The following is a 24,132-nucleotide window of genomic DNA, read 5'->3' on the forward strand; positions in this document are numbered from 1 at the left end:
CCAGCCTCGCCGGCGTTGTTTCAGGGCCCCGGCGTGAGCACCGCGTCCAGGATGCGGGCCCATTGGGCGACCACGCGGGCCCGGCGGGCGGTGTCGTCGGTGAGGACGTTGGCCAGGCCCAGGCCGCGGGCCATGTCGAGGAGGCCCTGGACGGTCTCCCGGACCCCGGGGACGGACTCGTCGGCGCCGAGGAGCTCGACGGCGATGCGGTGGGTCTCGCGGCCCACGCGGGCTTCGAGCTCGGTGACGCGGGGGCGCAGCTGCTCCTCGTTGGAGGCGGCCACCCACAGCTGGAGGGCGGCCCGGAAGAGCACGCCCGTGTACAGGTCCACGAGGGCTTCGACGACGGTGTGGCGGGCCGCCGGACCGGCCTGGAAGAGCTCGCGCAGGGCGGTGGAGCGTTCCTCGGCCACGTACTCGACAGCCGCGGTGAACAGGTCCTCGCGGGTGGGGAAGTGGTGCTGGGCGGCGCCCCGGGAGACCCCGGCCCGTTCCGCGACGACGGAGACGGTGGAGCCGGCCCAGCCGTGTTCGGCCAGGCAGGAGACGGCCGCCTCCAGGAGGTGGCGGCGGGTGACCCGGCTGCGGGCCTGCTTGGGGCCGTTCGTCGTGGTCACCGGCGCCATGACGGGTCCCGGCGCTCGAAGCGGGCGGTGATGCCCTCGCGGGCCTCGGCCGAGGCGAAATGGCGGGCGGAGAGCTCGGTGAGGGCGGGGCCGTGCCGCTCCAGGGCTTCCCGTACGGGGGCGGTGAGCAGGTGCTTCGTCGCGGCCAGTGCCCGGGGGCCGGCCTTGCGGAGGCCTTCGAGGACGGGGGCGAGGGCCTTGTCCACGTCCTCGCCGTGCAGGGTGAGCAGGCCGATCCGGGTGGCTTCGGGGGCGTCGAAGGCCTCGGCGGTCAGGAAGTAGCGGGCGGCCGCGCGGGGGTCGAGGCGGGGCAGCAGGGGGGCCGAGATGACGGCCGGGACGACGCCGATGTGGGTCTCGGTGAAGGCGTACGTGGACGCGGGGCCGGCGGCGGCGATGTCGCAGGCGCCGAGCAGGCCGAGGCCTCCGGCGCGGACGTGGCCGGTGACGCGGGCGACGACGGGGGTGGCGAGGCCGGTGATCTCGCGGAGCAGGGCGAGGAAGTCGGCCGGGTCGCAGGGGGACTTGAGGTCTGCGCCGGCGCAGAAGGTGTTGCCGGTGTGGGTGAGGACCACGGCCGCGGTGTCCGGGTCGGCGGAAGCGGTGGCGAGGGCTGCGCGCAGGTCTGCGACGAGGGCGGTGGAGAGGGCGTTGCGGTTGGCCGGGGAGTCGAGGGTGAGGGTGGTGACGGCTGTGTCTTCTACACATCCCGACCTCGCCTCCGCACCCCCGAAAGGCTTGACCAGTGAGCACCGAAGCTTACGTATACGACGCGATCCGCACTCCGCGCGGCCGCGGCAAGGCCAATGGCTCCCTGCACGGAACCAAGCCGATCGACCTGGTCGTCGGCCTCATCCACGCCCTGCGCGAGCGCAACCCCGGCCTGGACCCCGCCACCATCGACGACATCGTGCTCGGCGTCGTCAGCCCGGTCGGCGACCAGGGCTCCGACATCGCGCGGATCGCGGCGATCGCCGCCGGGCTGCCGGACACGGTGGCCGGACTCCAGGAGAACCGCTTCTGCGCCTCCGGCCTGGAGGCCGTCAACCTGGCCGCCGCGAAGGTCCGTTCCGGCTGGGAGGACCTGGTCCTCGCGGGCGGCGTCGAGTCCATGTCCCGCGTCCCGATGGCCTCGGACGGCGGAGCCTGGTTCAACGACCCGATGACCGGCTGGAACACCGACTTCGTCCCGCAGGGCATCGGCGCCGACCTGATCGCCACCATCGAGGGATTCTCCCGGCGCGACGTGGACGAGTACGCCGCCCTGTCCCAGGAGCGTGCCGCCGCCGCCATCAAGGACGGCCGCTTCGCCAAGTCGGTCGTCCCGGTCACCGACCGCAACGGCCTGGTCGTCCTGGACCACGACGAGTTCGTCCGCCCCGGCACCACCGCCGACACCCTGGCCAGGCTGAAGCCCTCCTTCGCGGACATCGGCGACCTCGGCGGCTTCGACGCCGTCGCGCTGCAGAAGTACCACTGGGTCGAGAAGATCGACCACGTCCACCACGCGGGCAACTCCTCCGGCATCGTCGACGGCGCCTCGCTCGTCGCGATCGGCTCCCGCGAGGCGGGGGAGCGGGGCGGCCTCGCGCCGCGCGCCCGGATCGTCTCGGCCGCCGTCTCCGGCTCCGAGCCCACCATCATGCTCACCGGCCCCGCCCCGGCCACCCGCAAGGCCCTCGCCAAGGCCGGGCTGACCATCGACGACATCGACCTGATCGAGATCAACGAGGCCTTCGCCGGCGTCGTGCTCCGCTTCGTCAAGGACATGGGCGTCTCCCTGGACAAGGTCAACGTCAACGGCGGCGCCATCGCGCTCGGCCACCCGCTCGGCGCCACCGGAGCGATGATCCTCGGCACGGTCGTCGACGAACTGGAGCGCCAGGACAAGCGCTACGGGCTGGTCACCCTTTGCGTCGGCGGCGGCATGGGCGTCGCGACCATCGTCGAACGCGTCTGATCCGTCCTGATCCCTGATCCCACCCCTGACACGGAAGTAGCGACATGAGCGAGTCCACCACCATCCGCTGGGAACAGGACGAGACCGGCGTCGTCACCCTCGTCCTCGACGACCCCAACCAGTCCGCCAACACGATGAACCAGGCCTTCAAGGACTCCATCGCCGCGGTCGCCGAGCGCGCCGAGGCCGAGAAGGACTCCATCCGCGGCATCATCTTCACCTCCGCCAAGAAGACCTTCTTCGCGGGCGGCGACCTGAAGGACATGATCCGGCTGCGCCCCGAGCACGCGCAGCTGGCCTTCGACACCGGCACCGAGATCAAGCGCTCGCTGCGCCGCATCGAGACCCTCGGCAAGCCCGTCGTCGCCGCGATCAACGGCACGGCCCTCGGCGGCGGTTACGAGATCTGCCTGGCCTCCCACCACCGCGTGGCCCTCGACGCGCCCGGCTCCAAGATCGGCCTGCCCGAGGTCACCCTCGGCCTGCTCCCCGCCGGCGGCGGCGTCACCCGCACCGTCCGCCTGATGGGCATCGCCGACGCGCTGCTCAAGGTCCTGCTCCAGGGGACCCAGTACAACCCGCGGCGCGCCCTGGAGAACGGCCTCGTCCACGAACTGGCCGCCACGCCGGAGGAGATGCTCGCCAAGGCGCGCGCCTTCATCGACGCGAACCCGGAGTCGAAGCAGCCGTGGGACGTCCCCGGCTACAAGATCCCGGGCGGTACGCCGTCCAACCCGCGGTTCGCCGCCAACCTCCCGGCCTTCCCCGCCAACTTGAAGAAGCAGCTGAACGGGGCCCCGTACCCGGCCCCGCGCAACATCCTGGCCTGCGCCGTCGAAGGCGCCCAGGTGGACTTCGAGACCGCGCTGACCATCGAGGCCCGCTACTTCACCGAGCTGGTCACCGGGCAGACCGCCAAGAACATGATCCAGGCGTTCTTCTTCGACCTCCAGGCCGTCAACGCCGGCCGCAGCCGCCCGCAGGGCGTCGCACCGCGCACGGTCACCAAGGTCGCCGTCCTCGGTGCCGGAATGATGGGCGCCGGCATCGCCTACTCCTGCGCCCGCGCGGGCATCGAGGTGGTGCTCAAGGACGTCACCCCCGAGGCCGCCGCGAAGGGCAAGGCGTACACCGAGAAGCTGCTCGACAAGGCCCTGTCCCGGGGCCGCACGACCGAGGCCAAGCGCGCCGAGCTGCTCGCCCGGATCACCCCGACCGCCGAGGCGGCCGACCTCGCGGGCTGCGACGCCGTCATCGAGGCCGTCTTCGAGGACACCGCCCTCAAGCACAAGGTGTTCCAGGAGATCCAGGAGTTCCTCACCCCCGACGCGCTGCTCTGCTCCAACACCTCCACGCTGCCCATCACGGGCCTCGCGGAGGGGGTTTCGCGCCCCGTCGACTTCATCGGCCTGCACTTCTTCTCGCCGGTCGACAAGATGCCGCTGGTCGAGATCATCAAGGGCGAGCGCACCGGCGACGAGGCCATCGCCCGCGCCTTCGACCTCGTACGGCAGATCAACAAGACCCCGATCGTGGTCAACGACTCGCGCGGCTTCTTCACCTCGCGCGTCATCGGCCAGTTCATCAACGAGGGCGTCGCGATGGTCGGCGAGGGCATCGAGCCCGCCTCGATCGAGCAGGCGGCCGCGCAGGCCGGTTACCCGGCCAAGGTGCTCTCCCTGATGGACGAGCTGACGCTCACCCTGCCCCGCAAGATCCGCAACGAGACCCGCAAGGCCTTCGAGGCCGAGGGGCGGGCCTGGCCCGAGCACCCGGCCGACGGGGTCATCGACCGGATGGTCGACGAGTTCGGGCGCCCCGGGCGCAGCGGCGGCGGCGGCTTCTACGCGTACGACGAGAGCGGCAAGCGCGCCGGGATCTGGCCGGGCCTGCGCGAGCACTTCACCAAGGCGCCAGGGGACGGATCCGTCGAGATCCCGTTCGAGGACATGAAGGAGCGGATGCTCTTCTCCGAGGCGCTGGACACCGTCCGCTGCTTCGACGAGGGCGTCCTGACCTCGTACGCCGACGCCAACATCGGCTCGATCATGGGCATCGGCTTCCCGGCCTGGACCGGCGGGGTCATCCAGTACATCAACGGGTACGAGGGCGGCCTGGCGGGCTTCACGGCCCGCGCCCGAGAGCTGGCCGAGCGCTACGGCGAGCGGTTCACCCCGCCGGCCTCGCTGGTGGAGAAGGCCGGGCGCGGCGAGACGTACGCCGACTGACCCGCACCGACTGACCCGCACCGCGCGTCGCGCGTTCCCGGGGCCCGCGAGCCCCGGGAACGCGTGCGGGACGGGTCAGGCGGTGTCGGTCGCGCAGGAGCGCAGCGTCGCGAACAGGCCCCGGTGCGCGGCGCCGTCCGGGGCGGTCCAGCCGGCGGTCAGCCGGCCGAAGGCCGCGTCCGGATCCGCGTGCCCGTGCCCGTTCCCGTGCCCGTCCGTGTTTCCCCGCGCCTCGGCCCCGGGCCGCAGCAGGCGCGTCAGGCCGAGCACCCGCGCGCCCGCCACGACGACGTCCGTGCCCCGCGCGGTGTCGCGGACCTCGGGCCGTTCCCCCGGGAGCGGCGCGGGGATCTCCGGCCCGTCGAACAGTGCCGTGACGGACGGGTCGGGCACATCGCTGTCGCACTGGTCCTGCGCCACGGCGCGTCCCTGGAGCAGCGCCAGCAACTGGCCGACGAGCACCGGGTCGTGGGCGCCGTCGTAGATCCACCGCTTGCCGAGCACCCCGTGTTCCGACGTGCCCACCAGACCCGCCCCGGCACCCGCGAGCGGGCCGCCGCGGTAGGTGAGCGGCACGAGGTACGAGGTCTCGCGCCCGCCCGAGGTGTCGGTGAGCACCATGAACTCGATGCCGACCTCGCCCTCCGGGTCGTCGAGCCGGAATCCGCCCGACCGCGCCAGCGCGGGCTCCGGGCCCGTGGACACGTACCACGGCCGCGTCGGCAGCCAGGCGGAGACGAGCTCCAGCTTGCCCGGCTCCATCGTGGTGTTGTAGATCATCGCCATGGCCCGAAACTACCCCTCCGGGACGAAGGCGGCACGCAATTCCTCCTTGAGCGAGCGCTGGAAAGCGGTCACCAGGGCCTGCACCACCATCGGCTGCATGTGCGCGGACAGCGCCTTCATCGACTCGACCCGCTCGGGATCGCTCTCGCCCTCCGTGAACGGCCCCCACACCTCGTCCCGGAACAGCGCGGTCAGCTCGTGGGCGGCCGTCCGCGCGTGCTCCAGCAGCACCTTGCGCGCGACCAGGATCGTCTCGTGCGCGATCGGCACGTCGAGCAGCGCGACCCCGAGCCGCAGCAGTCCCACGTCCACCCGGAAGCCCTCCGGATCGGGCGACAGCACGTTCATCGCCGTCAGCCGCCGGATGTCGTTCTCCGTCAGGGCCCGCCCGGCCCGCTTCTCCAGCTCCGCGCGCGAGGCCTTGAGCGCCGCGTCCGGGGCCCAGGTCGCCACCAGCGCCCGGTGGATGGCCAGATCGTGCGCGCTCAGGTCGTCGGGCAGGGCGTCCAAGTAGCGCTCGATGGCCGACAGGGTCATGCCCTGGTGCTGCAGCTCCTCGATCAGCGCGAGGCGCGACAGGTGCTCGGGGCCGTAGTGGCCCACTCGACGGGGTCCGATCACGGGAGGGGGCAAAAGCCCGCGGGTGCTGTAGAACCGTACGGTGCGGACGGTCACGCCCGCCCTGGCGGCCAACTCGTCGACGGTGAGCGCCGGGTCCGGTGCCTGGGTGGTCATGGGCTCTCCGCTCGCTCTCTGATCAGCGCGTCTCGTGTTCAACAGTATTGCTGTCGCACCAACGATGTGAAACGGCAAGGAGCTGCCCATGCCCACGAAACTGCGACTGCTGTGACCGTTCGCGATAGTTGGCGGATGTTCGCGATAGTTGGCGAGCCGACGTCAGAGAGCGATCACGCAGAGTTACTGTCCGGTCGAGCTGAAGCTGGCAGAGTCTCACTCGGTCTCACCTGGCCTGGCAGATCCTCAAGGGATCGAGGTACGTACAGCGGTCGCCTCGGGAAAATGACTGGCGGCGGCGAAGCCCGGGCAGAAGGCTCTCACCGTGACACTTCATGAGAACGAGATCCGTGTGAATGAGACGGTCGTCCGGTCACTGCTGCGGGAACAGCGACCGGAGTGGGCCGACCTCCCCATCTCGCCGGCCGGTGCGGGCACGGACAACACGATGTACCGGCTCGGCGACCAACTGCTCCTGCGGCTACCGCGCACCCCGGACAACGCGAAGGCCGTACGGAAAGAGCAGACCTGGCTGCCACGGCTGGCGCCAGATCTTCCCTGTCGCATCCCGGAGCCGGTGCACAACGGCACGCCGAGTTCCGCATTCCCGCTCGCCTGGTCGGTGTACCGCTGGATCGATGGCGAGGAAGCCGGTCCGGGATCGGTCAGAGACTGGGCCGCCTTCGGAGGTGACCTGGCGACGATCGTGCAGAGCCTGCATTCCATCCCCCTCATGGGAGCCACTCGCCAGGGCGGGCTCAGCTGGTACCGCGGAGGTGGCCTGCACGCTTGTGACCGGTGGATCAGCGGGTGCTTCGACAACTGCCGAACGATCCAGGGCCTCGACCTCGACATCGCGCATCTGCAACACCTGTGGCAGAGCGCGCTCACCCTGCCCGAGCCTTCTGCCCGCCATGTGTGGCTCCACGGAGACCTCAAACCCACCAACCTTCTGGTCCAGCAGGGGAAGCTGCACGCCGTCATCGACTTCGGAGGCCTCTCAGTCGGCTTTCCCGACGCCGAGCACTCGCCTCTGTGGGATTTTCCACCCGGGGCCCGACAGGCGTACTGGGACGCCACAAGCCTCGACGACGTGACATGGCTGCGTGCCCGGGCGTGGGCCATCGCTGTCGGAGTCAGCGGGGTGTCGTACTACTGGGGCACCTATCCCCTTTTCGTCAGCGAATGCTTGTCGCGTCTCCGCGCGATCCTGGAGGCTATCGGCGAGCAGTGAACCAGTCCCGCACGTGGCGCTTCAGACGAACTTCATCCACGCGGATCTACACCACTCCGTCCCAGGCCACGGGGCACGCTCTAGGGGCGGCGGGCCAACAAATGGGCGTCGAGGAAGCCCCGCTCGGAGGCCGGGTCGTGGAGCAACCGAGCAACCGTGACGAGCCCGGCCCCGGCCAGCAACTCGGCAAACCGCTCGGCCGGCCAGCTATAGGCGGGCGTCACTTTGTGATCGAAGCGGACCGGCTCCGGTCCTTCGGTCCCGAAGAACGACACCAGGAGCAGGCCCCCTGGTGCCAGGACACGCACCTGCTCGGCGAGCAGTGCGGGCAGTTCCCCAGGCGGGGTATGGATCATCGAGTAGTGAGCCAGCACTCCGCCGAGCGCGCCGTCCTCGACCGGCAGGGCCTCCATTCGCGCTTCGTCGAACCGCAGCGCCGGATGGGCCCGCCGGGCGTGGTCGACCATGGCCGGGGAGAGGTCGAGCCCGAAGGCGTCCAGCCCCAAGTCGTGCAGCATGGCCGTCAGATGTCCGGGCCCGCACCCGACGTCGGCTGTCCGCAGGTTCCCCGTCCCACGCACGAGCTCGGCGAAGGTGCCGATCATGTTCCGCGCGAACGGCTGCGTCTCCAACCGATTAGCGAACATCGACGCATACAGCTCGACAACCCCGTCGTAGGCCGTCCTGGTCTCGCCCTGGTGTTCCAACACGGGAAGGAAACTAACACCCGTGCCGTTCGCAGCCGTTGCCCGGCCCCATACCTACCCTTCCCCTCGGGACTGATCGTTCCGTCACCTGATCACGAGACACCCTCAGTAGTTCGGAGAAAGGACAGTTACGGACAACTGCGGTGATCCGTGCCGACTGCAGGGGACTCCGTGCTGCTCTGGATGGGTGCTCCGTCCATCGCCTGTCTTGATCCGTTCCGATTCGTGCGTACTCAGTGATCTACTCACTCCGTACGTCGGTCTCGCCGAGTTCGAGTCAAGGCTGGTTACGGACGACGGGTGGCCGCGTCGGTGGACAGTGACGTGGCGGGTCGGGGAGGGCAAGGTGACCTGGCCTGTTCGTGACATGGCCTCGGTGCCGGTGCTGTCGTCCAGGGTGATCCGGGGGTTTACGTGGCGAGCTGGCCAGGGGCACCGGCCAGGTCTGCAGTTCATGGTGTCGACGGGTCGGCTTCACGGGTTCGAGTCGCTGGAAGAGCAACAGCTTCTGCTGGCGCTGGACTACTTCGGGGTCGCTGAAGTCCTGCCGCAGCCGTTCCGCCTCGACTTTGACAGCAGCGAAGGCAAGAGGTGGCACGTCCCGGACTTTCTTGCGGTAATGCCCGACGGAGGGCTGTGGCTGTTCGACGTCCGCCCCGAGGGCTTGATCGAGGATGACGACGCGATGAAGTTCGCGGCAACGGCACAGTCAGCATCGGCCTGCGGCTGGCGATATTCGGTCGCAGTTGGCTGGCGGCCTCACGTCCACAGCGTGCTCGACCACCTGTCGTCGCAGCGTCGGCCGCTGGTCGATCAGCTGGGCCTCCAGCGGGAGCTTGAGGACGCTGTTGCACGCGGGGTGGACAGGTTCGGCGACCTGGTGGAGGGAACATGCCTTCCGGCCGTCGCTCGTGCTCACGCTACTCATCTGCTGTGGTGGCGGAGGCTCGGTGTTGATCTGGGCAGTCCGCTGGGGGATGGCTCGCTGATCTGGCGGGGCCGCGCATCGGCCGGGGGGTCGTGATGGCTGCGGGACACGGTCTGCTGGACATGGAAATCGGCAGCGTGCTGCAGTTGAACGGCGTCGAGTGGACGGTGACAGCAGCGGAGCCTCAGTTCAGCCGGTTCGTCCTGACGGATGGTGAGGGCCGGGAGGAGACGAGGTCGATCCGCTGGCTGATCCACCACCCGGATGCGAAGGCCGCGGCGAACCGGCCGACGACGTTCGTCCCCGTCGGCCGGCAGGCGAGGTCGCTGGACGACCTGACCGAAGGACAGCGCAAGCGGGCCCGGATCAGGGCTGAGCACGTGCTGGAGGCGGAGACCGGCTTCCGGGACGGCCGGGCCGACCGGGCCCGGCCCGGTGAACCACGGCCTGCCTACGATCCCGAGCGGACGTTGCTGAGCGAGCGCCGGCGAGCGAAGGCGTCCGAGCTGAAGGCCCTGCCGCGCCAGGAGGCCGAGATGCTGGGGCTTCGGTTCATGAGCGAGCGAACGCTGGAACGGCTGTCCGCGAGATCCGGGGACAGCCTGCTGCTGGCCTGCGCAGACGGCCGCTGGACCCGCCGCAGCGGGGGCCATCCCAGTGTCACTGAGGAAGTCCGCAAAGCGATCTTCGCGGTGAAGCGGGAGTGCAGAAACCGGTCCTCGATCACCATGGCCGCCCGGCATCGCCTTATGCACCAGTACATCCGGGAGACCTTCCCGTCCTTTCCTGTCAAGGACATCCCGTCGCGGATCACCTTGATGCGAGTCTGGCGGGAATGGTTCGGAAGCGGCGGGGCTCGGGCCCGTTACGCCCGTTCGGCTGAGGACGCCGAGGACGCGGACGTCGGACGGCGACTGATCGTCCACCGCCCGGGGCAGGTGATCGCTCTGGACTCCACGCCGCTGCCGGTCAAGTTGCGGGAGAGCGTGTTCGGCGAGGCGGTGTCGGCGACCCTGACGCTGGGGCTCGATCTCTACACACACTCTGCCCCGGCTTTCAGACTGACGCTGGAGTCCGATACGTCGGTCGATGTCGCGATGCTGCTCAGAGACGTGATGCTGCCCCTGCCGATGCGCGAGGGCTGGGGCCAGGACATGGAATGGCCCTATCCAGGGGTGCCATCCGAGGTGATCGCGGAGTTCGCCGGACACGACGTCGCCGCCCTTCCCTTCTTCGCACCCGAGACGGTGACCACCGACCACGGAAGCGTCTACAAGAACCACGACCTGGTGGAGGCGGAACGGAGCCTGGGCTGCAACATCCTTCCGGCCCGAGCCTTCCGGGCCAGCGACAAGTTCGCCGTCGAGCGCGCCTTCTCCGCGTTCAAGACCATGCTGTTCGAGCATCTGCTGGGCTTCACCGGCACGGACGTCGCTGACCGCGGCGCCGACCCGGAGGCTGACGCGGTGATGACCCGCTCGCAGATGGAACACGTCATCGCGACCTGGATCGTGAAGGTCTGGCAGAACCACCGGCTCGGTGAATACGCGCCGTCCTGGGGGCCGGAAGAGGACCACAGCCCCAACTCACTGTTCGCCGCGGCCATGCACCAGGGCGGCTGGTCGATGCAGATTCCCGGCCCTGAGCTCTACTACAAGGTCTTGCCCAAGCACCACGTCCAAGTTCACCCCCGCCGCGGAGTGAAGATCCTCGGGCTCTGGTATTACGCAGACCTTCTGCAGGAGTCCCGATTCCTGCGGCCCTCGGGCCGGGGCGGCAGACACGCCGACAAGTGGGTCGTCAGCAGCGACCGCCGGGACCGGCGCCGGGTCTTCCTCCAGGACCCGGACGATCACGAATCCTGGCATGTGCTGCGATGGACCGGGCTTCCCCCGGAAGGCGAAGTCCCGGCCTTCTCCGACAAGACCGCAGCCGAAGTGCTGGCCACCGCACGTCAGCGCCGACTCGCTCCTCGCTCGGACGCCGACCTTCTGTCGCTGCTGCTGGAGATCCTCGGCGAGGCGGCACCCGTCGATCAGTGGCCGACCCAGCGAGACGAAAAGCAGGAGAAGGGGAAAGCGGCGAAGAAGAAATCGCAGAAGCGAGCCCGAATCGCCCGCTCGCGCGAGATCTCCCGCGCCGAGACGGCCGCCGCCGACCGGATCGCGGGCCGGCCTGCCGAGCCGCAGGACTGGCAGGAACAGGCCCGCACGGTCGGTCAGGCCGTGACCGCCGACCGGCGCCGCCGCCGCGAGGCTGCCGTGACCGCCGACACGTCCGTGCCCCGGCTCCTGAACGAATCTCTCAAAAGCCGCCACCTGTTCCTGATGCCGTCCGTTCTGGCGGGCGACGAAGACGTGGATGAGGACACGGCCGACACCGAGGAGAATGTGTGAGGCTCGACGACCTCCCGGCAGGGCGGCTGGACGGCCTGCCCTCCCGCCGCCAGATCGCCGCCATGATCCTTGGCCCCGAGTCGCACCGGCACTCCTTCACCGGCTGGCAGCATTACCGCACCACCCGCGACCAGTTCATCCCGCCGCCTCGGCTCACCATCAGGCAGTACCAGATGCTGCCGACCGAAAGACGCTCGGACTACGACATCTACCGGCGTCTGACCAACGTGAACCTGCCGGTCCAGGAAACGCCGATGCTCGAAGGCGTGACGCGGCTGATCGACCGGCGCCTGCAGGGCAACACGCTGCGACGCAACAGCCCCACGATGCCGGGCGTGATGGTCAGCGGCTGGGGCAATCACGGCAAGACCGCCACGGTCTGCTCGGTTGCCGCGGCATTCGAGGATCAGTGGCTGGATTTCCACCACCACCTCAACCCGGAATCCGTCCCGGGCACGTCGGACCTGCACGCACCGGTCGTTTATGTCCAAACGCCTGTCACCGCCACCCCGAAGAGTCTCTGCGAGTCGATCCTGAACTTCTTCGGGCCCGAACGCTGGAAATTCACGCTCCCTCAACTGATCCAACTGGTCGCCGACTGCCTGCGAGACCACGGGGTCAAGGTTCTGATCATCGACGACATCAACCGACTGCGGATGCACCGCGCCGACGATCAGGACGTTCTCGACCTCATCCGGGCCCTGATGAGCTTCAACGTCACGCTCATCCTCACCGGAGTCAACATCCCTGGCACCGGCCTGCTGCGGGAAGCCCACTTCAGCCGCCGCGACCGCCAATGGGTGCTGCCACCGCTGGAGACCACACGCGTCCACGGCCTCGAAGTCACCCAGATCGAGCGGCGCTTCGAACTCGTGGAACTCGACCACTTCTCCTACTCGACGCCCTCCCAGATCCAGGCGTTCGTGAAGCACCTGCGAGGAGCCGAGGCCCACCTGCGGCTCTTGAAGGCGAAGAAGGGCATGCTCACAAACGGCTCGATGCCCGAATACCTGATGAACCGCACCGGAGGGGTCATCGGTCTACTCGGCCGGCTTCTTGAGGAGGGCGCTCAGGAAGCCATGGCCACCGGCAAAGAGAACATCACCGAGAACCTGCTCGACGAGATCATCATCGGCCGGGATATCCCCGCTGAGGAGGCCGGGCCGGCACCAACAGCTGTCCCTGCCGAGCCGGACGACGGCAAGAAGGTCACCAGGAAGACACGCAGGGCACGCAATACCGTCTTCGACGACCGCGGGCCACGAGTCGACCCCGAAGCTCCTGCCGAAGCAGCGAGTTGATGCAGCGACCGCCCGCCGAACCCATGCCCCGCAGCCTGATCCCACTGCCGGGAGAGAGCATGGCCGGGTTCATCCTGCGGCTGTCCCATCGACTGCACGTCGCGCCCAGCAACGTCACGTGGCGCACGGGCCTGACCCCCTACCGCGTCACAGGCGGAATGTCGCCCGTCCGCCACCTGCTCATGATGGAGCCCCCTGGGGCGTCCGCGTTCGCGCACGCGACCCGCATGCCTACCGCGACCGTCGAACGGCTCACACTCCTGCCCTATCTCGGCCGCTATCCCCCCGTCGCCGAAGCCCTCACACGACAACCGAACGACCCGCCCCGCGCCCGGAACGTCTTCCCTTCCTGGCTCCTCGTCGGTTCCACTCGCTACTGCCCGGCCTGCCTCAAGGGCGACGGATCAGTGATCCAGGAACGACACGGAGGTGCCTGGCGATTGCTCTGGCACTTGCCCGTCGTCTTCGCATGCCTGGAACACCAGGTCCTGCTCCAAGACACATGCCCTGCCTGCCAGCATGCTGCCCAGAGCCGGCACCCCGAGGGCCGTCTCAAACTCGTTCCGTCTCCATCGACAGCAGGCCTCCACCCACTTCAATGCCGCAACAGCAGCATCAGCACAAGCGCCGGGAGAGCATTCTGTGGTCACCGGCTCGACGACGGCAGCGGCCTCAACCAGATCCGCCTCAGCCCTGAACTGGACGGCTTGCAGCGCACGATCCTCGACTGGCTCAGCCCGTCCGCGACTCCCCAGACCGCCTTCCATAGGTTCGCGGACCTGCAGGTCATGGCCTCGATCGTCAACGCGACCTGGCCACACACTGCAGACGCGACCCACCTTCCCCACGTGCTGACGGCAGCCCTTGACGAGCAGCACGCCGCCCAGCAGCAGGCAGCCGAATCCGTTGGCGGCAAACCACCCCACCGAGGGAGCCGCCACCCCAGCCTCTGGAGCACCGAACCGAGATCCTCAGCGGCCACGGCCGCGTTGCTCACCATCGCTCACACCCACCTCCGGCAACCCGTCCACCAACTGCGAGAGACCCTGACCTCCCTGCTTGAGCACGCACCGGAGACCCCCGATCGCCGCTGGGGCGCAACATGGGTCACCCTGCAACGCGACGCTTCCCCCTTGATCCGGCACGAGATCGACAACGCCTTCAGACGGCGCTTCCCCGCGCAACATCCTCCCGGCTCGTCCGATCAAGCCGATCGGACCGCTTGCGTCATCCCCGTCCGCGCACGTGGCTACCAGGCCGAGAACATCCCTCAGCACCTCCCTGACGAGTGGTTCACCCTCCTCAGCCAGGCCTCCCGTCCGAAGTTCCTGCCACGATCACCGCAGACCAATGGGCTGCGAAGAGCAGTCGCGGTTCAACTCGTCCAAGCTGTCACCGGCATGCGCATGGACGAAGCCGCCCGGTTCCTCGGCATCCCCACCAACTGGCTCGGCCCGTTCCCCGCCCCGCTACATCCCCTCCGTTTGATCTTCCAGAAGAAGCCCTACGACCTGGCCGGCGCCCTTGAACAGCTCGCCGAACACATCGCCGCTCTGCCTCAGCAGGTCGACTACAGGCAGCGCCGCGAGTCCTTCCAGCCCTGGAACCTCTCCACCGCTACCTGGAACAAGATCTGCCGCACCGTCCCCACCACGAGGATCGTTCGGTCAGACGACCAGTTCCGCGAGTGCTCCTCCGCGTTCGTCTGGTCACTCCTCACGGGCAGTGAATGGAAACTCGCCCCATGCTTCCTGCCGCCTCACTCGCCCGAGGGTCGGACGTTCACGCAACAGGACTCCAAGATCATCCAACGCCTCTCCTGCCCACCCGATCGCACCTGGAAGGCGGTGGCTGACCTCCTACGGCAGGCAGCCCACAGAAACCTCGCCTCGTGGGAGAGACGGCACCAGCAGCGACGCTCCGTGAGCAGCTAAGCCCCGGAATTGCCAACTATCGGGAACAGGCTCCGCCAACTACGTTGAACAGCTGGCGAGCGACCAGCGCCAATGCCTCCACGCATCCGCCAACTATCGCGAACGGTCACAACTGCCCTCACCTCCCGAAGAGCTCGTCCTGCCCGAGCTGCTGGCGCGCAACGCCGCCGAGCACGGTGATCTGCCCGCCCTGTCGTGGCGCGAGGGTGACGGCTGGTCCACCCTCAGCTGGTCGGACGTGCGCCGCAAGGTGTCCGTCCTCGCCTCCGGCTACGCCGCCCTCGGCGTCGAGCGCGGCGAGCACGTGCTGCTGATGATGGGGAACCGCCCCGAGCACTGGCTCACCGACCTCGCGCTCGTCCACCTCGGCGCCGTCCCCGTCACCGTGTACGGGACCTCCGCGCCCGAGCAGGTGGCCCACATAGCCCGCCACAGCCGGGCCAGGCTCGCCGTGGTCGAGGGCGCCCGGGAACTGGCCCGGTGGGAGCCGCTGCTGGCCGACCCCGGGGTCCCGCTGGAGCGGCTGGTCGTGGCCGAGGCCTCGGAAGCGGGCCCGCACCGGACCTACGGCTCCCTGCACGCGAGCGGGGCCCGCCTCCACCGGCCCGACGCCTTCGAGAAGGCCTGGCGGGAGACGCGCCCCGAGGACCCGCTGACCGTCGTCTACACCTCGGGCACCACCGGCGACCCCAAGGCCGTCCGCCTCACCCACCGCAACATCATGCTCCAGGCCGTCCGGCTCGACCGGCACATCGAGCTGCCCGAGCACGTCGAGCACATCTGCTACCTCCCCTTCGCGCACATCGCCGAACGGATCCTCGGCATCTACCTGCCGCTGCTGCGGGCCGCCCACGTCCGCCTGTGCGCCGACCCGGCCGCCGTCTCGGTGGCCGTGCGCGAGCTGCACCCGGTGCAGTTCTTCGGCGTCCCCCGGGTGTGGGAGAAGCTGGCCGCCTCCGTACGGGCGGTGCTCGGGCGCCTCCCCGAGGAGCAGCGGCTCGCCATCGAAGCCGCGAACGACCTGGCGCGGGCCCGCGCCGGCCACCGCGAGCGCGGGCAGGAGGTCCCGGCGGCGCTCGAAGCCTCGTACGCCTCCGCGAAGGAGCGGGTGCTGGACCCGCTGCTCATCCTGGCCGGACTGGACCGGCTCGTCTGGACGGCGAGCGCCACCGCGCCGATGCCGATCGACGTGGTCCGCTTCTGGGCGGGCTGGGGGATCACCATCATGGACGCCTGGGGGCTCACGGAGACCGGGGGCGTGTGCACGGTCAACAGCCCGGACGGCTTCCGGCTGGGCTCGGTGGGCCGCCCGATCGAAGGGCTGGAGCTGAGGCTCGCCGACGACGGCGAGATCTTCACGCGCGGGGAGACGGTCTTCGGCGGCTACATGCTCCCGGACGGGACGGTGGAGAGCGCCTCCGACGGGGAGGGCTGGTTCCCGACCGGGGACGTCGGCCGGCTCGACGAGGACGGGTTCCTCTGGCTGACCGACCGCAAGAAGGAGCTGATCATCACCTCGAACGGCAAGAACGTCTCACCGGCCCTGGTGGAGAACACCGTCAAGGAGCACCCGCTGATCGGGCAGGCGCTGGTGCACGGCGACGGCCGCTCCTACCTCGTCGCCCTCCTCGTCCTGGACCCGGAGCTGGCCCCGGCGTGGGCGGCGGCCCGCGGCATCGAGGCGGCCGGGCCCGCCGGCCTCGCCGACCTCGCCGCGCACCCGGCCGTGCGGGAGGAGGTCGCCCGCGCCGTCGAGGCCGCCAACGCGCGGCTCAACCGCACCGAGCAGATCAAGCGCTACCGGCTGCTGACCGAGGAGTGGGGCCCGGAGTCGGGGGAGCTGACCCCCTCGCTGAAGCTGCGCCGGCGCGTGGTCCGGGAGAAGTACGGGGCCCTGATCGACGGGCTGTACGACGAGCCGGGCGACGGTACGGAGTAACCCGTACGGCCCTGTCCGGTGGGCGGGTCGCCGCCCGCCGGACAAGGGTGGGGTGATGCGGACAAACGCCGAACCAATTCCCTCGCCCGGCAAGGGCGGCTGACCGCCCATGGGTGTGCTGCGTGACCACCCCGAACTCGCCCTGTTCCTCTGCCTCGCGGTCGGCTACCTCGTCGGCAAGATACGCGTCGGCCCGATCACCCTCGGCGGCATCTGCGGCACGCTGATCGTCTCGCTGCTGCTCGGCGCCTGGGCCAAGATCGAGATCGACGCCGATGTGAAGACGATCTTCTTCGCACTCTTCATCTTCGCCCTCGGCTACATGGCCGGACCGCAGTTCTTCGCCAACCTCAACCGCAAGAGCATGCGCTTCTTCGCGCTCTGCTTCATCGAGCTCGTCAGCGTGCTCTGCCTGGCCTACCTGCTCGCCAAGGCCTTCGACCTCGACGTCGGCACCGCCTCCGGCATCCTCGCCGGCGCGGCCACCGAGTCCGCCGTCGTCGGCACCGCCACCGAGGCGATCGGCAAGCTGCCCGACCTGACGGCGGAGCAGATCGCCACCTACCAGGGCCACGTGGCCACCGCGTACACGGTCTGCTACCTCTTCGGCCTCGTCACCATCGTCATCTACACCAGCCAGATCATGCCGATGATGCTCCGGATCAACCTGCAGGACGCCTCGCGCGCACTGTGGGAGAAGATGCGCGGCGGCGGCGCCGGCGGCGGTCTGGAGAGCGACGAGCGCGAGGCGCTGCCCGGCCTGGTCGGGCGCACCCACCTGGTCACCCTCGCCGACGGCCGCACCGTCGGGAACCTCGAAGCGGCCTTCGGCGGCGGGGTCACCGTGGAGGCCGTCCGGCGCGGATCCAAGGACCTGACCCCCGCCCCCGACCTCGTCCTCACCCTCTCCGACCTCGTCCTCGTCGTCGGCCGGCGCTCCGAGGCCATCGCCGCCGGCCGGGCCATCGGTCCGGAGACCCCCGGAATCCCCGGCGTGGACACCCCGCTCGCCACCCGGCAGGTCGCGGTCACCGACCGGGCGGTCGCCGGCAAGTCGCTGGAGCAGATCCGGGCCACCCACGCGGAGTTCGGCCGCAGCGGCGTGTACGTGACCGACGTGCTCCGCGGCGAGCAGCACCTGCCCGCCAACCCGGAGACCGTCGTCGAGCGCGGTGATGTCGTCACCCTCGTGGGCGCCCGCTCGGGCCTGAACCGGATCGTCGAGAAGATCGGCACGGTGGCCAAGAACGACGCCACCGACTTCATCTACCTCGGTCTCGGCATCGCGCTCGGCTCGCTCATCGGCCAGATCGTGGTCCGCCTCGGCGGGGTACCGCTCTCGCTCGGCACCGGCGGCGGCTGCCTGATCTCGGGCCTGCTCTTCGGCTGGTTCCGCTCCCGCCGGCAGACCTTCGGCGCCTTCCCGCCGCAAGCCGCCACCACCATCAAGGACATGGGGCTCGCGGTCTTCATCGCCTGCACCGGGCTGACCTCGGGACCGCAGGCCTGGCCGCTGCTCAAGGAGTACGGGGCCCTGCTGCCGTTCGCGGGGATCGCCATGGTCCTCGTACCGGCCACGATCTCGCTGTTCGTCGGACGCAAGCTCCTGAAGATCGAGAAGCCGCTGCTGATCGGCGCCATCGCCGGGCAGCAGTGCTCCACGCCGGCCATCACCTCGATCACGCAGGTGGCCCAGAGCTCGGTGCCGATGCTCGGCTACACGATCACCTACGCCCTGTCGAACTTCCTGCTCCCACTGACGGGGCCGATCCTCGTCGGTGTCCTCGGCGCCTGACGGCGCCCATCCTCCCGACGCGTAGCCCCGTTCCCCTCCGTACCCGTACCCGTGCCTGCACGCGTACGCGTACCCGTACTCGTACCCGCCCCCTCGACCTGGACGGCGTCCGCACATGATCGATTTCCTGAACAGGAACATCTTCCAGCCGCATCCCGAACTCCTGGTCTTCATCACCGTCGCGCTCGGCTTCCTCGTCGGGAAGCTGCGCTGGAAGGCCATCGGGCTGGGCGCCGTCACCGGCTGCCTCATCGCCGGCCTCGTCCTCGGCGCACAGTTCAAGATCACCATCGACGGGACCGTGAAGAACCTCTTCTTCACGATGTTCCTCTTCGCCCTCGGCTACAAGGTCGGCCCGCAGTTCTTCCGCGGACTGAAGAAGGACGGCCTCCCGCAGGTCCTCAACGCGGTCATCGTCTGCGTCACGGGCCTGCTGGTCTCCTGGGGGTTCGCCACGCTGCTCGGCTACGGGCCGGGGCTCAGCGCCGGTCTGCTGGGCGGCGCGCTCACCCAGTCCGCCGTCATCGGCGTGGCCCAGGACGCCATCGGGAACCTGCCGGGCCTCTCGCCCGACCAGATGAAGGAGCAGGAGAACCTCGTCGCCGTCGGCTACGCGGTCACCTACCCGCTCGGCACCATCCTCTGCGCGATGCTCCTGGCCAACGTGCTGCCCCGGCTCTACCGGCGGAACCTGGCGGCCGAGAGCGCCCAGATCGCCAAGGAGATGGACGCGCCCAGCGACAACCCCGACCTGCACGAGGGCTATTACGAGATCGTCCTGAGGGCCTACACCATCCAGCGGCCCGATCTCGTCGGGCGGACCATCGACGACTTCGAGAACCAGCAGAAGGCGCTGGGCCACCGCATCTACCTCACCCGGATCCGCCGGGACGGGAAGATCCTCGACCACACCCAGCAGACCGCGCTGCTCGCGGGCGACGTCGTCGCCGTCAGCGCCCTGCGCGGATCCCTCGTCGACTTCGACGCCCGCACCCACATCGGACCCGAGACCGACGACGTCGAACTCCTCGGCTACCAGACCGAGACGCTGCACGTGGTCGCCTCGGAGAAGGCGCAGATGGGCAAGACCATCGCCGAACTGCGCGCCGAGCCCTTCATGGTCGGGGTCTACATCGACAAACTCTTCCGCTCCGGAACGGAGTTCCCCTACCGGCTCTCCACCCCGGTGGAGCGCGGCGACACGCTGATCCTGTCCGGCCCCAAGCGGCTCGTCGACCCGGCCGGCAAGGCCATCGGCAAGCCGGTGCCCACCAGCTTCGCCACCGACATGATCTGGGTGGGCCTCGGCATCTTCCTCGGCGGCTGCCTGGGCATCCCGGCGCTCACCGCGGGCGGGGTCCCGATCTCGCTGTCGACCTCGGGCGGTGCGCTCATCATGGGCCTGGTCTTCGGCTGGATCCGCGGCAAGTACCCGACGTACGGCAACGTCCCGCCCGGCGCGCAGTGGTTCATGGACACCCTCGGGCTCTGCCTCTTCGTCGCGGTCGTCGGCATCAACGCCGGGCCCAGCTTCACCAGCGGGCTGGCCACCGCCGGCTGGGGGCTGCTGCTCTTCGGCGCCATCGCCACGCTGATCCCGCTGCTGGTCGGCTTCTTCGTCGGCCATCACGTCCAGAAGATCAGGTTCCCGATCCTGATGGGCGTGCTCGCGGGCGGCCAGACCACCACGGCCGCGATCGGCGCGGTCAACGAGCAGTCCAAATCGCAGGTTCCGACGCTCGGCTACACGATCCCCTACGCGATCAGCAACGTCCTGCTGACGATCTGGGGCGCGGTCATCGTCATTCCCATCCACCTAACCCCTGCTTCTTATACACATCTGACTCTGCCGACGATCCACCCCGTGTAGATCTCTGTGGTCCCCGTGACTTTTAACATGAGGCCTCGTTCGACGCGGTCGGCGACGCCCTTGGCCTCGTGGCCGAGGCCGGCCTGCGCCGCGGGTCCGGTCGCCTCCTCGCGCATCGCCTCCTCCGCGGGGCGGGGGGCATCCAGGGCCCGGCCGTCGGTGAAGGCGGAGACGGCGTAGAGGACGACGGGGGCCTCGGGGAGCACGGAGGCGGTCCAGGCCGCGCGCCGGTCGTCCGGGAAGCCGTAGCCGGGCGGGGCGGTCAGCCGGCCGCGCAGGGCGGTCCGGGCCGGGCCGTCGGCGGGGCCGTCGGCGGGAGTGAAGACCATGCCGACGGTGACGAGCGAACTGCGAGTGGCGTCGGTGTAGGTGGCGCGGAGCACGCGGGTGCAGCCGGCTTCGGCGAGCAGGGCCTGCCAGTCGGCGGCGAGCGAGGCGGCGCATTCGGCGTCGGGGGCCAGGGCGATACGGGTCCACGTGCGGTCGGCGCCGCCGGGCCCGGCGCCGGCTCCGTCGAGGACGGGCGGAAAGAGCGCGTCGACCGGGGCGGAGCGCCAGAGCGCGGCCGCCTTGCGGTAGGAGGCGTCGGCGGCCACGGGCCGGTGGGCGTCGCGGTGCCCGGCGTACGCCGTGTAGCCGGCGGCGCCGGTGGCTCCGAGACCGAGGAGGGCGCTGAGCGCGGCCGCGAAGACCCGTCCGGGGCGCCGCCGCGGTGGGGCCGGGGGCAGGTCGGGCGCGGTCAGGACCTCGCTGTGCGGTGTGGACGTGCTCATCCGGCGGCTCCGCCCCCCGTTCCGTCCGGCTGCCTGCTCCTACTTTACGCGTCCGCGGGCGGGCCCCGGCGTTCTCGCCCGGGCCCGCCCACGGACGGCCACCGGGCGGGCCGACTGCCCGTCAGGGCCGGGACGGAGCGGTCGGACCCGGTGCGCGGGCAGCGGTTCACGCCGAGGGCGGGTCGGCTTCTCCCCGCCGGGGGCCGTCCCCGGCGGGGAACCTCTTCTCGGGGCGCTGACCTGCCCGGGAGGGCCCGGGCTCGACGAAACCCCTACCCACGGGTACACCCATCTGGCAGGCTGCCGCCCATGAACTCCCCCGCCGCCGACCGGGCCCGATACGACCGGGCCACCGCGCATCTCGACGCCCCGCTCGCCATCGTGGACCTCGACGCGTTCGACGCCAACGCCGACGACCTCGTGCGCCGGGCCGGCGGGAAGCCGATCCGGGTGGCGAGCAAGTCCGTACGGTGCCGAGTGCTGCTCGAACGGGTCCTCGCCCGCCCCGGGTTCGCCGGGATCATGTCGTACACCCTCGGCGAGTCGACCTGGCTGGCCCGCTCCGGCTTCGAGGACGTGCTGCTCGCCTACCCGTCCGCCGACCGGGCCGGCTTCGCGGAGCTCGCCGGCGACCCGAAGCTCGCCGGTGCGGTGACCGTCATGGTCGACGACGTCGCGCAGCTGGAGCTCATCGACCGGGCCCGCGACGGCGGCGACCAGGAGATCCGGGTCTGCCTGGAACTGGACACCGCCCTGCACCTCTTCGGCGGCAGGGTCCGTGTCGGCGCCCGCCGCTCCCCGCTGCGCGAGCCCGCCCAGCTGGCCGCGCTGGCCCGCGCGGTGAGCGCCCGGCCGGGCTTCCGCGTCGTCGGACTGATGGGCTACGAGGGCCACCTCGCCGGGGTCGGCGACGCGCTGGCCGGGCGTCCGGTGCGCTCGCGCGCCATCCGCCTGATGCAGGGCGCCGCCCGCAAGGAGCTGGCCGCCCGCCGGGCCGAGGCCGTACGGGCCGTCCGCGCCGTGGTCCCGGACCTGGAGTTCGTCAACGGGGGCGGCACGGGCAGCGTCCAGCAGACCGCGGCCGAGGACGCGGTCACGGAGATCGCCGCCGGTTCGGGGCTCTACGTCCCGCGCCTGTTCGACAACTACACCTCGTTCAGCGGCCGGCCGGCCGCGCTCTTCGCCCAGCCGGTGGTCCGCCGGCCCGGCGTCGGGGTCGTCACGGTCCTCGGCGGCGGCTACCCGGCCTCCGGGGCGCCCGGCCCGGACCGGCTGCCGGTCCCGTACCTGCCCCAGGGGTTGCGCTACGACGCCCAGGAGGGGGCCGGCGAGGTGCAGACGCCGCTGCTCGGCAGCCCGGCCGACGATCTGCTGATCGGCGACCGGGTCTGGTTCCGGCACGCGAAGGCCGGCGAGCTGTGCGAGCGCTTCGACGAGCTGCACCTCGTCGAGGGAGACCGGGTGACGGCCACCGCCCCGACCTACCGGGGCGAGGGCCGCACCTTCCTCTGAGGCCTACTGGAAAACGGAGTCCGCCTGGTCGGGGATGACGCTGGCGTCACCCCGCAGGACGGGCCCCGGCGTGCCGTCGCGGCCGGTGAAGCCGGTGGTCGCGCACGGGTACGGCGCGGGCTTCTGCTTCTTCGGCTCGATGAACATCGGGTTCACGATCCACTTGCCGTCGCTGTTGTCGTAGGCGCGGCACATCAGCTCGTTCTTGTTGCGGTTGACCACGAGCCGCAGCGCGGTCGCGTCCCGCAGGAACGAGATGTCGGTGTCGGAGTCGCCCGCGGCGAACACCTGGCGGCGGGCGGCCGGCTGGATCTTCTCGGCCGCGGCGCCGCGGACCCCGAAGACCTCCTTGTTGATCCAGCAGCGCTTGCCGTCGATGTACGTGATCATCGTGTCGGCGCCGTCCTTGACGGATCCGCAGCCCTGCAGGTGGGAGGTGAACTTCCCGCCGCGGGTGGTGGTGTTGCGGATGCCGATGACGTGGCGGGCGTCGATGCCGACGCCCTCGGCCCACACCTCGACGACCGGCTGCGGCGAGGCCGAGCTGATCCAGACGTCGAAACCGGCTTTCTGCAGGCCGCCGATGAGGTCCTTCTGCTGGTCGTAGTAGCGCACCCAGCCGGTGGCGGTGGAGGTGCCGACCTGCTGCTTGGCACCCACGGGCGCGGCCAGGTTCTCGGCCCGCGCGGCGGCCGCGAAGCCGCGGACCTCGCGTGCGGTCCAGCCCTGCATGAGCTGCGGGAGCCAGGCGTAGGCGGGCTCGGTCGTACGGCGGTCCCAGCCGGCGAAGGCGGGGGCGGCCGAGCGGGTCGCGGCGGTGCCGTAGACGGCGTTCAGCTCGTCGGCGCAGCCGGCGCCCTCGGGGGTGCCGGTGGGCAGCGGGGCGCCCGGCCGGGCGAGCGCGCCGCAGGCGCCGGCCAGGGCCTCGGCGGCGGCCGGGGTGAGGTGGCGGCTGGTGGTGGTCCAGTCGCCGCCGGCCGGCTGGCGGATCTTGCCGTTGCGCAGCAGCCAGAACATCTGGGCGTCGCCGACGTCGTTCTTGACGACGGTGTTGTCCCAGTCGAAGACGGCGACGGGCTTGGCCCGGTTCGGCCGGTACGGGTTGCACCTGCCGTACTCGTCGATCAGCTGCTGGAGCCGGGCCCGGTTGTCCCCGTACCAGCCGGCGGCGAGCCGGGGGGTGGTGCAGTGCGGGCCGGGTCGGGCCGCCTGGGCGGCGGGCGCGGCGGCCACGAGGGTGCCGGCGGCTATCGCGACGGCGGCGCCGACGGCCTGGAGCCGTCGCAGGGAGCTGGGCTGGGTCACTGAGGTGGACCCTCCTCATTCTCTACAAGATCGTCACGGCGCTGGAGCACGGCAGCCGGGCGTCGTGGGACGCCCGGCTGCCGTGGAGGTGCGGGAGGTGCGG

At 70.3% G+C, this 24,132-nt stretch carries 18 protein-coding genes; 11 read left to right on the top strand and 7 right to left on the bottom strand.

Translation table 11 applies throughout. The features are described from left to right. Positions 1-20: 20 nt before the first annotated feature. On the bottom strand, positions 21-617 hold the full coding sequence (locus tag DRB89_RS25055) for a TetR/AcrR family transcriptional regulator (RefSeq protein ID WP_112454243.1): 597 nt from the start codon (positions 615-617) through the stop codon (positions 21-23). Beyond that, positions 614-1,372: an enoyl-CoA hydratase family protein gene (locus tag DRB89_RS25060; RefSeq protein WP_112463418.1), complete on the bottom strand. Its 759-nt coding sequence runs from the start codon at positions 1,370-1,372 to the stop codon at positions 614-616. The genes DRB89_RS25055 and DRB89_RS25060 overlap by 4 nt, the downstream gene beginning before the upstream one ends. Here DRB89_RS25060 and DRB89_RS25065 point away from each other — a divergent pair. Next, positions 1,372-2,586, top strand: a complete 1,215-nt coding sequence (locus tag DRB89_RS25065; RefSeq protein WP_112450572.1) for an acetyl-CoA C-acetyltransferase — start codon at positions 1,372-1,374, stop codon at positions 2,584-2,586. The genes DRB89_RS25060 and DRB89_RS25065 overlap by 1 nt on opposite strands. A 44-nt stretch (positions 2,587-2,630) precedes the next feature. Continuing rightward, entirely contained in the window at positions 2,631-4,814 is a 2,184-nt protein-coding gene (locus tag DRB89_RS25070) for a 3-hydroxyacyl-CoA dehydrogenase NAD-binding domain-containing protein (protein ID WP_112450571.1), read from the top strand. Between the two features lie 75 nt (positions 4,815-4,889). On the opposite strand, the gene DRB89_RS25075 is transcribed toward DRB89_RS25070, so the two are convergent. Further along, complete coding sequence (locus tag DRB89_RS25075) at positions 4,890-5,600, bottom strand: 1,4-alpha-glucan branching protein (RefSeq protein WP_112450570.1); 711 nt, start codon at positions 5,598-5,600, stop codon at positions 4,890-4,892. Between the two features lie 9 nt (positions 5,601-5,609). Beyond that, positions 5,610-6,335 (bottom strand): MerR family transcriptional regulator, encoded by a 726-nt coding sequence (locus DRB89_RS25080; RefSeq protein ID WP_112450569.1) that lies wholly within the window; start codon positions 6,333-6,335, stop codon positions 5,610-5,612. Between the two features lie 325 nt (positions 6,336-6,660). Between DRB89_RS25080 and DRB89_RS25085 the strand changes: the two genes are divergently transcribed. Continuing rightward, a complete protein-coding gene (locus tag DRB89_RS25085; RefSeq protein ID WP_030587125.1) occupies positions 6,661-7,569 on the top strand; it encodes an aminoglycoside phosphotransferase family protein in 909 nt (302 codons plus the stop codon). Positions 7,570-7,649: 80 nt separating this feature from the next. Here DRB89_RS25085 and DRB89_RS25090 read toward each other — a convergent pair whose 3' ends face one another. After that, positions 7,650-8,279 (bottom strand): class I SAM-dependent methyltransferase, encoded by a 630-nt coding sequence (locus DRB89_RS25090; RefSeq protein ID WP_030587128.1) that lies wholly within the window; start codon positions 8,277-8,279, stop codon positions 7,650-7,652. A gap of 343 nt (positions 8,280-8,622) precedes the next feature. On the opposite strand from DRB89_RS25090, the gene DRB89_RS25095 reads away from it, so the two are divergent. The 7 genes from DRB89_RS25095 (at position 8,623) to aspT (DRB89_RS25125) (ending at position 20,439) form a co-directional block, all read left to right on the top strand. Then, on the top strand, positions 8,623-9,300 hold the full coding sequence (locus DRB89_RS25095) for a TnsA-like heteromeric transposase endonuclease subunit (RefSeq protein WP_239516324.1): 678 nt from the start codon (positions 8,623-8,625) through the stop codon (positions 9,298-9,300). After that, the gene (locus DRB89_RS25100) at positions 9,300-11,600 is read left to right on the top strand and encodes a transposase (protein WP_112450568.1); all 2,301 of its coding nucleotides are present in this window, start codon (positions 9,300-9,302) and stop codon (positions 11,598-11,600) included. The genes DRB89_RS25095 and DRB89_RS25100 overlap by 1 nt, the downstream gene beginning before the upstream one ends. Beyond that, complete coding sequence (locus tag DRB89_RS25105) at positions 11,597-12,901, top strand: TniB family NTP-binding protein (protein ID WP_239516325.1); 1,305 nt, start codon at positions 11,597-11,599, stop codon at positions 12,899-12,901. The genes DRB89_RS25100 and DRB89_RS25105 overlap by 4 nt, the downstream gene beginning before the upstream one ends. A gap of 23 nt (positions 12,902-12,924) precedes the next feature. After that, entirely contained in the window at positions 12,925-14,835 is a 1,911-nt protein-coding gene (locus tag DRB89_RS25110) for a TniQ family protein (protein ID WP_275432084.1), read from the top strand. Between the two features lie 112 nt (positions 14,836-14,947). After that, positions 14,948-16,774: an AMP-dependent synthetase/ligase gene (locus tag DRB89_RS25115; RefSeq protein WP_162689002.1), complete on the top strand. Its 1,827-nt coding sequence runs from the start codon at positions 14,948-14,950 to the stop codon at positions 16,772-16,774. A 109-nt stretch (positions 16,775-16,883) separates the two neighbouring features. Beyond that, positions 16,884-18,569, top strand: coding sequence for an aspartate-alanine antiporter (gene aspT / locus DRB89_RS25120; protein WP_112450565.1), 1,686 nt, complete (start codon positions 16,884-16,886; stop codon positions 18,567-18,569). Between the two features lie 115 nt (positions 18,570-18,684). Then, complete coding sequence (gene aspT / locus DRB89_RS25125) at positions 18,685-20,439, top strand: aspartate-alanine antiporter (protein ID WP_112463420.1); 1,755 nt, start codon at positions 18,685-18,687, stop codon at positions 20,437-20,439. Here the strand turns inward: aspT (DRB89_RS25125) and DRB89_RS25130 are convergent. Next, positions 20,400-21,212: a hypothetical protein gene (locus DRB89_RS25130; protein WP_239516326.1), complete on the bottom strand. Its 813-nt coding sequence runs from the start codon at positions 21,210-21,212 to the stop codon at positions 20,400-20,402. The two genes, aspT (DRB89_RS25125) and DRB89_RS25130, sit on opposite strands and share 40 nt — an antisense overlap. Positions 21,213-21,521: 309 nt before the next feature. Here DRB89_RS25130 and DRB89_RS25135 point away from each other — a divergent pair, with 309 nt between their 5' ends. Next, on the top strand, positions 21,522-22,724 hold the full coding sequence (locus DRB89_RS25135) for an amino acid deaminase/aldolase (RefSeq protein ID WP_112450574.1): 1,203 nt from the start codon (positions 21,522-21,524) through the stop codon (positions 22,722-22,724). A 3-nt stretch (positions 22,725-22,727) separates the two neighbouring features. Here DRB89_RS25135 and DRB89_RS25140 read toward each other — a convergent pair whose 3' ends face one another. Beyond that, positions 22,728-24,029, bottom strand: coding sequence for a haloacid dehalogenase-like hydrolase (locus DRB89_RS25140; protein WP_112450575.1), 1,302 nt, complete (start codon positions 24,027-24,029; stop codon positions 22,728-22,730). Between the last annotated feature and the right edge of the window lie 103 nt (positions 24,030-24,132).

Origin of the sequence: Streptomyces sp. ICC4 (assembly GCF_003287915.1) — a bacterium.
Lineage (GTDB): Bacteria > Actinomycetota > Actinomycetes > Streptomycetales > Streptomycetaceae > Streptomyces > Streptomyces tritrimontium.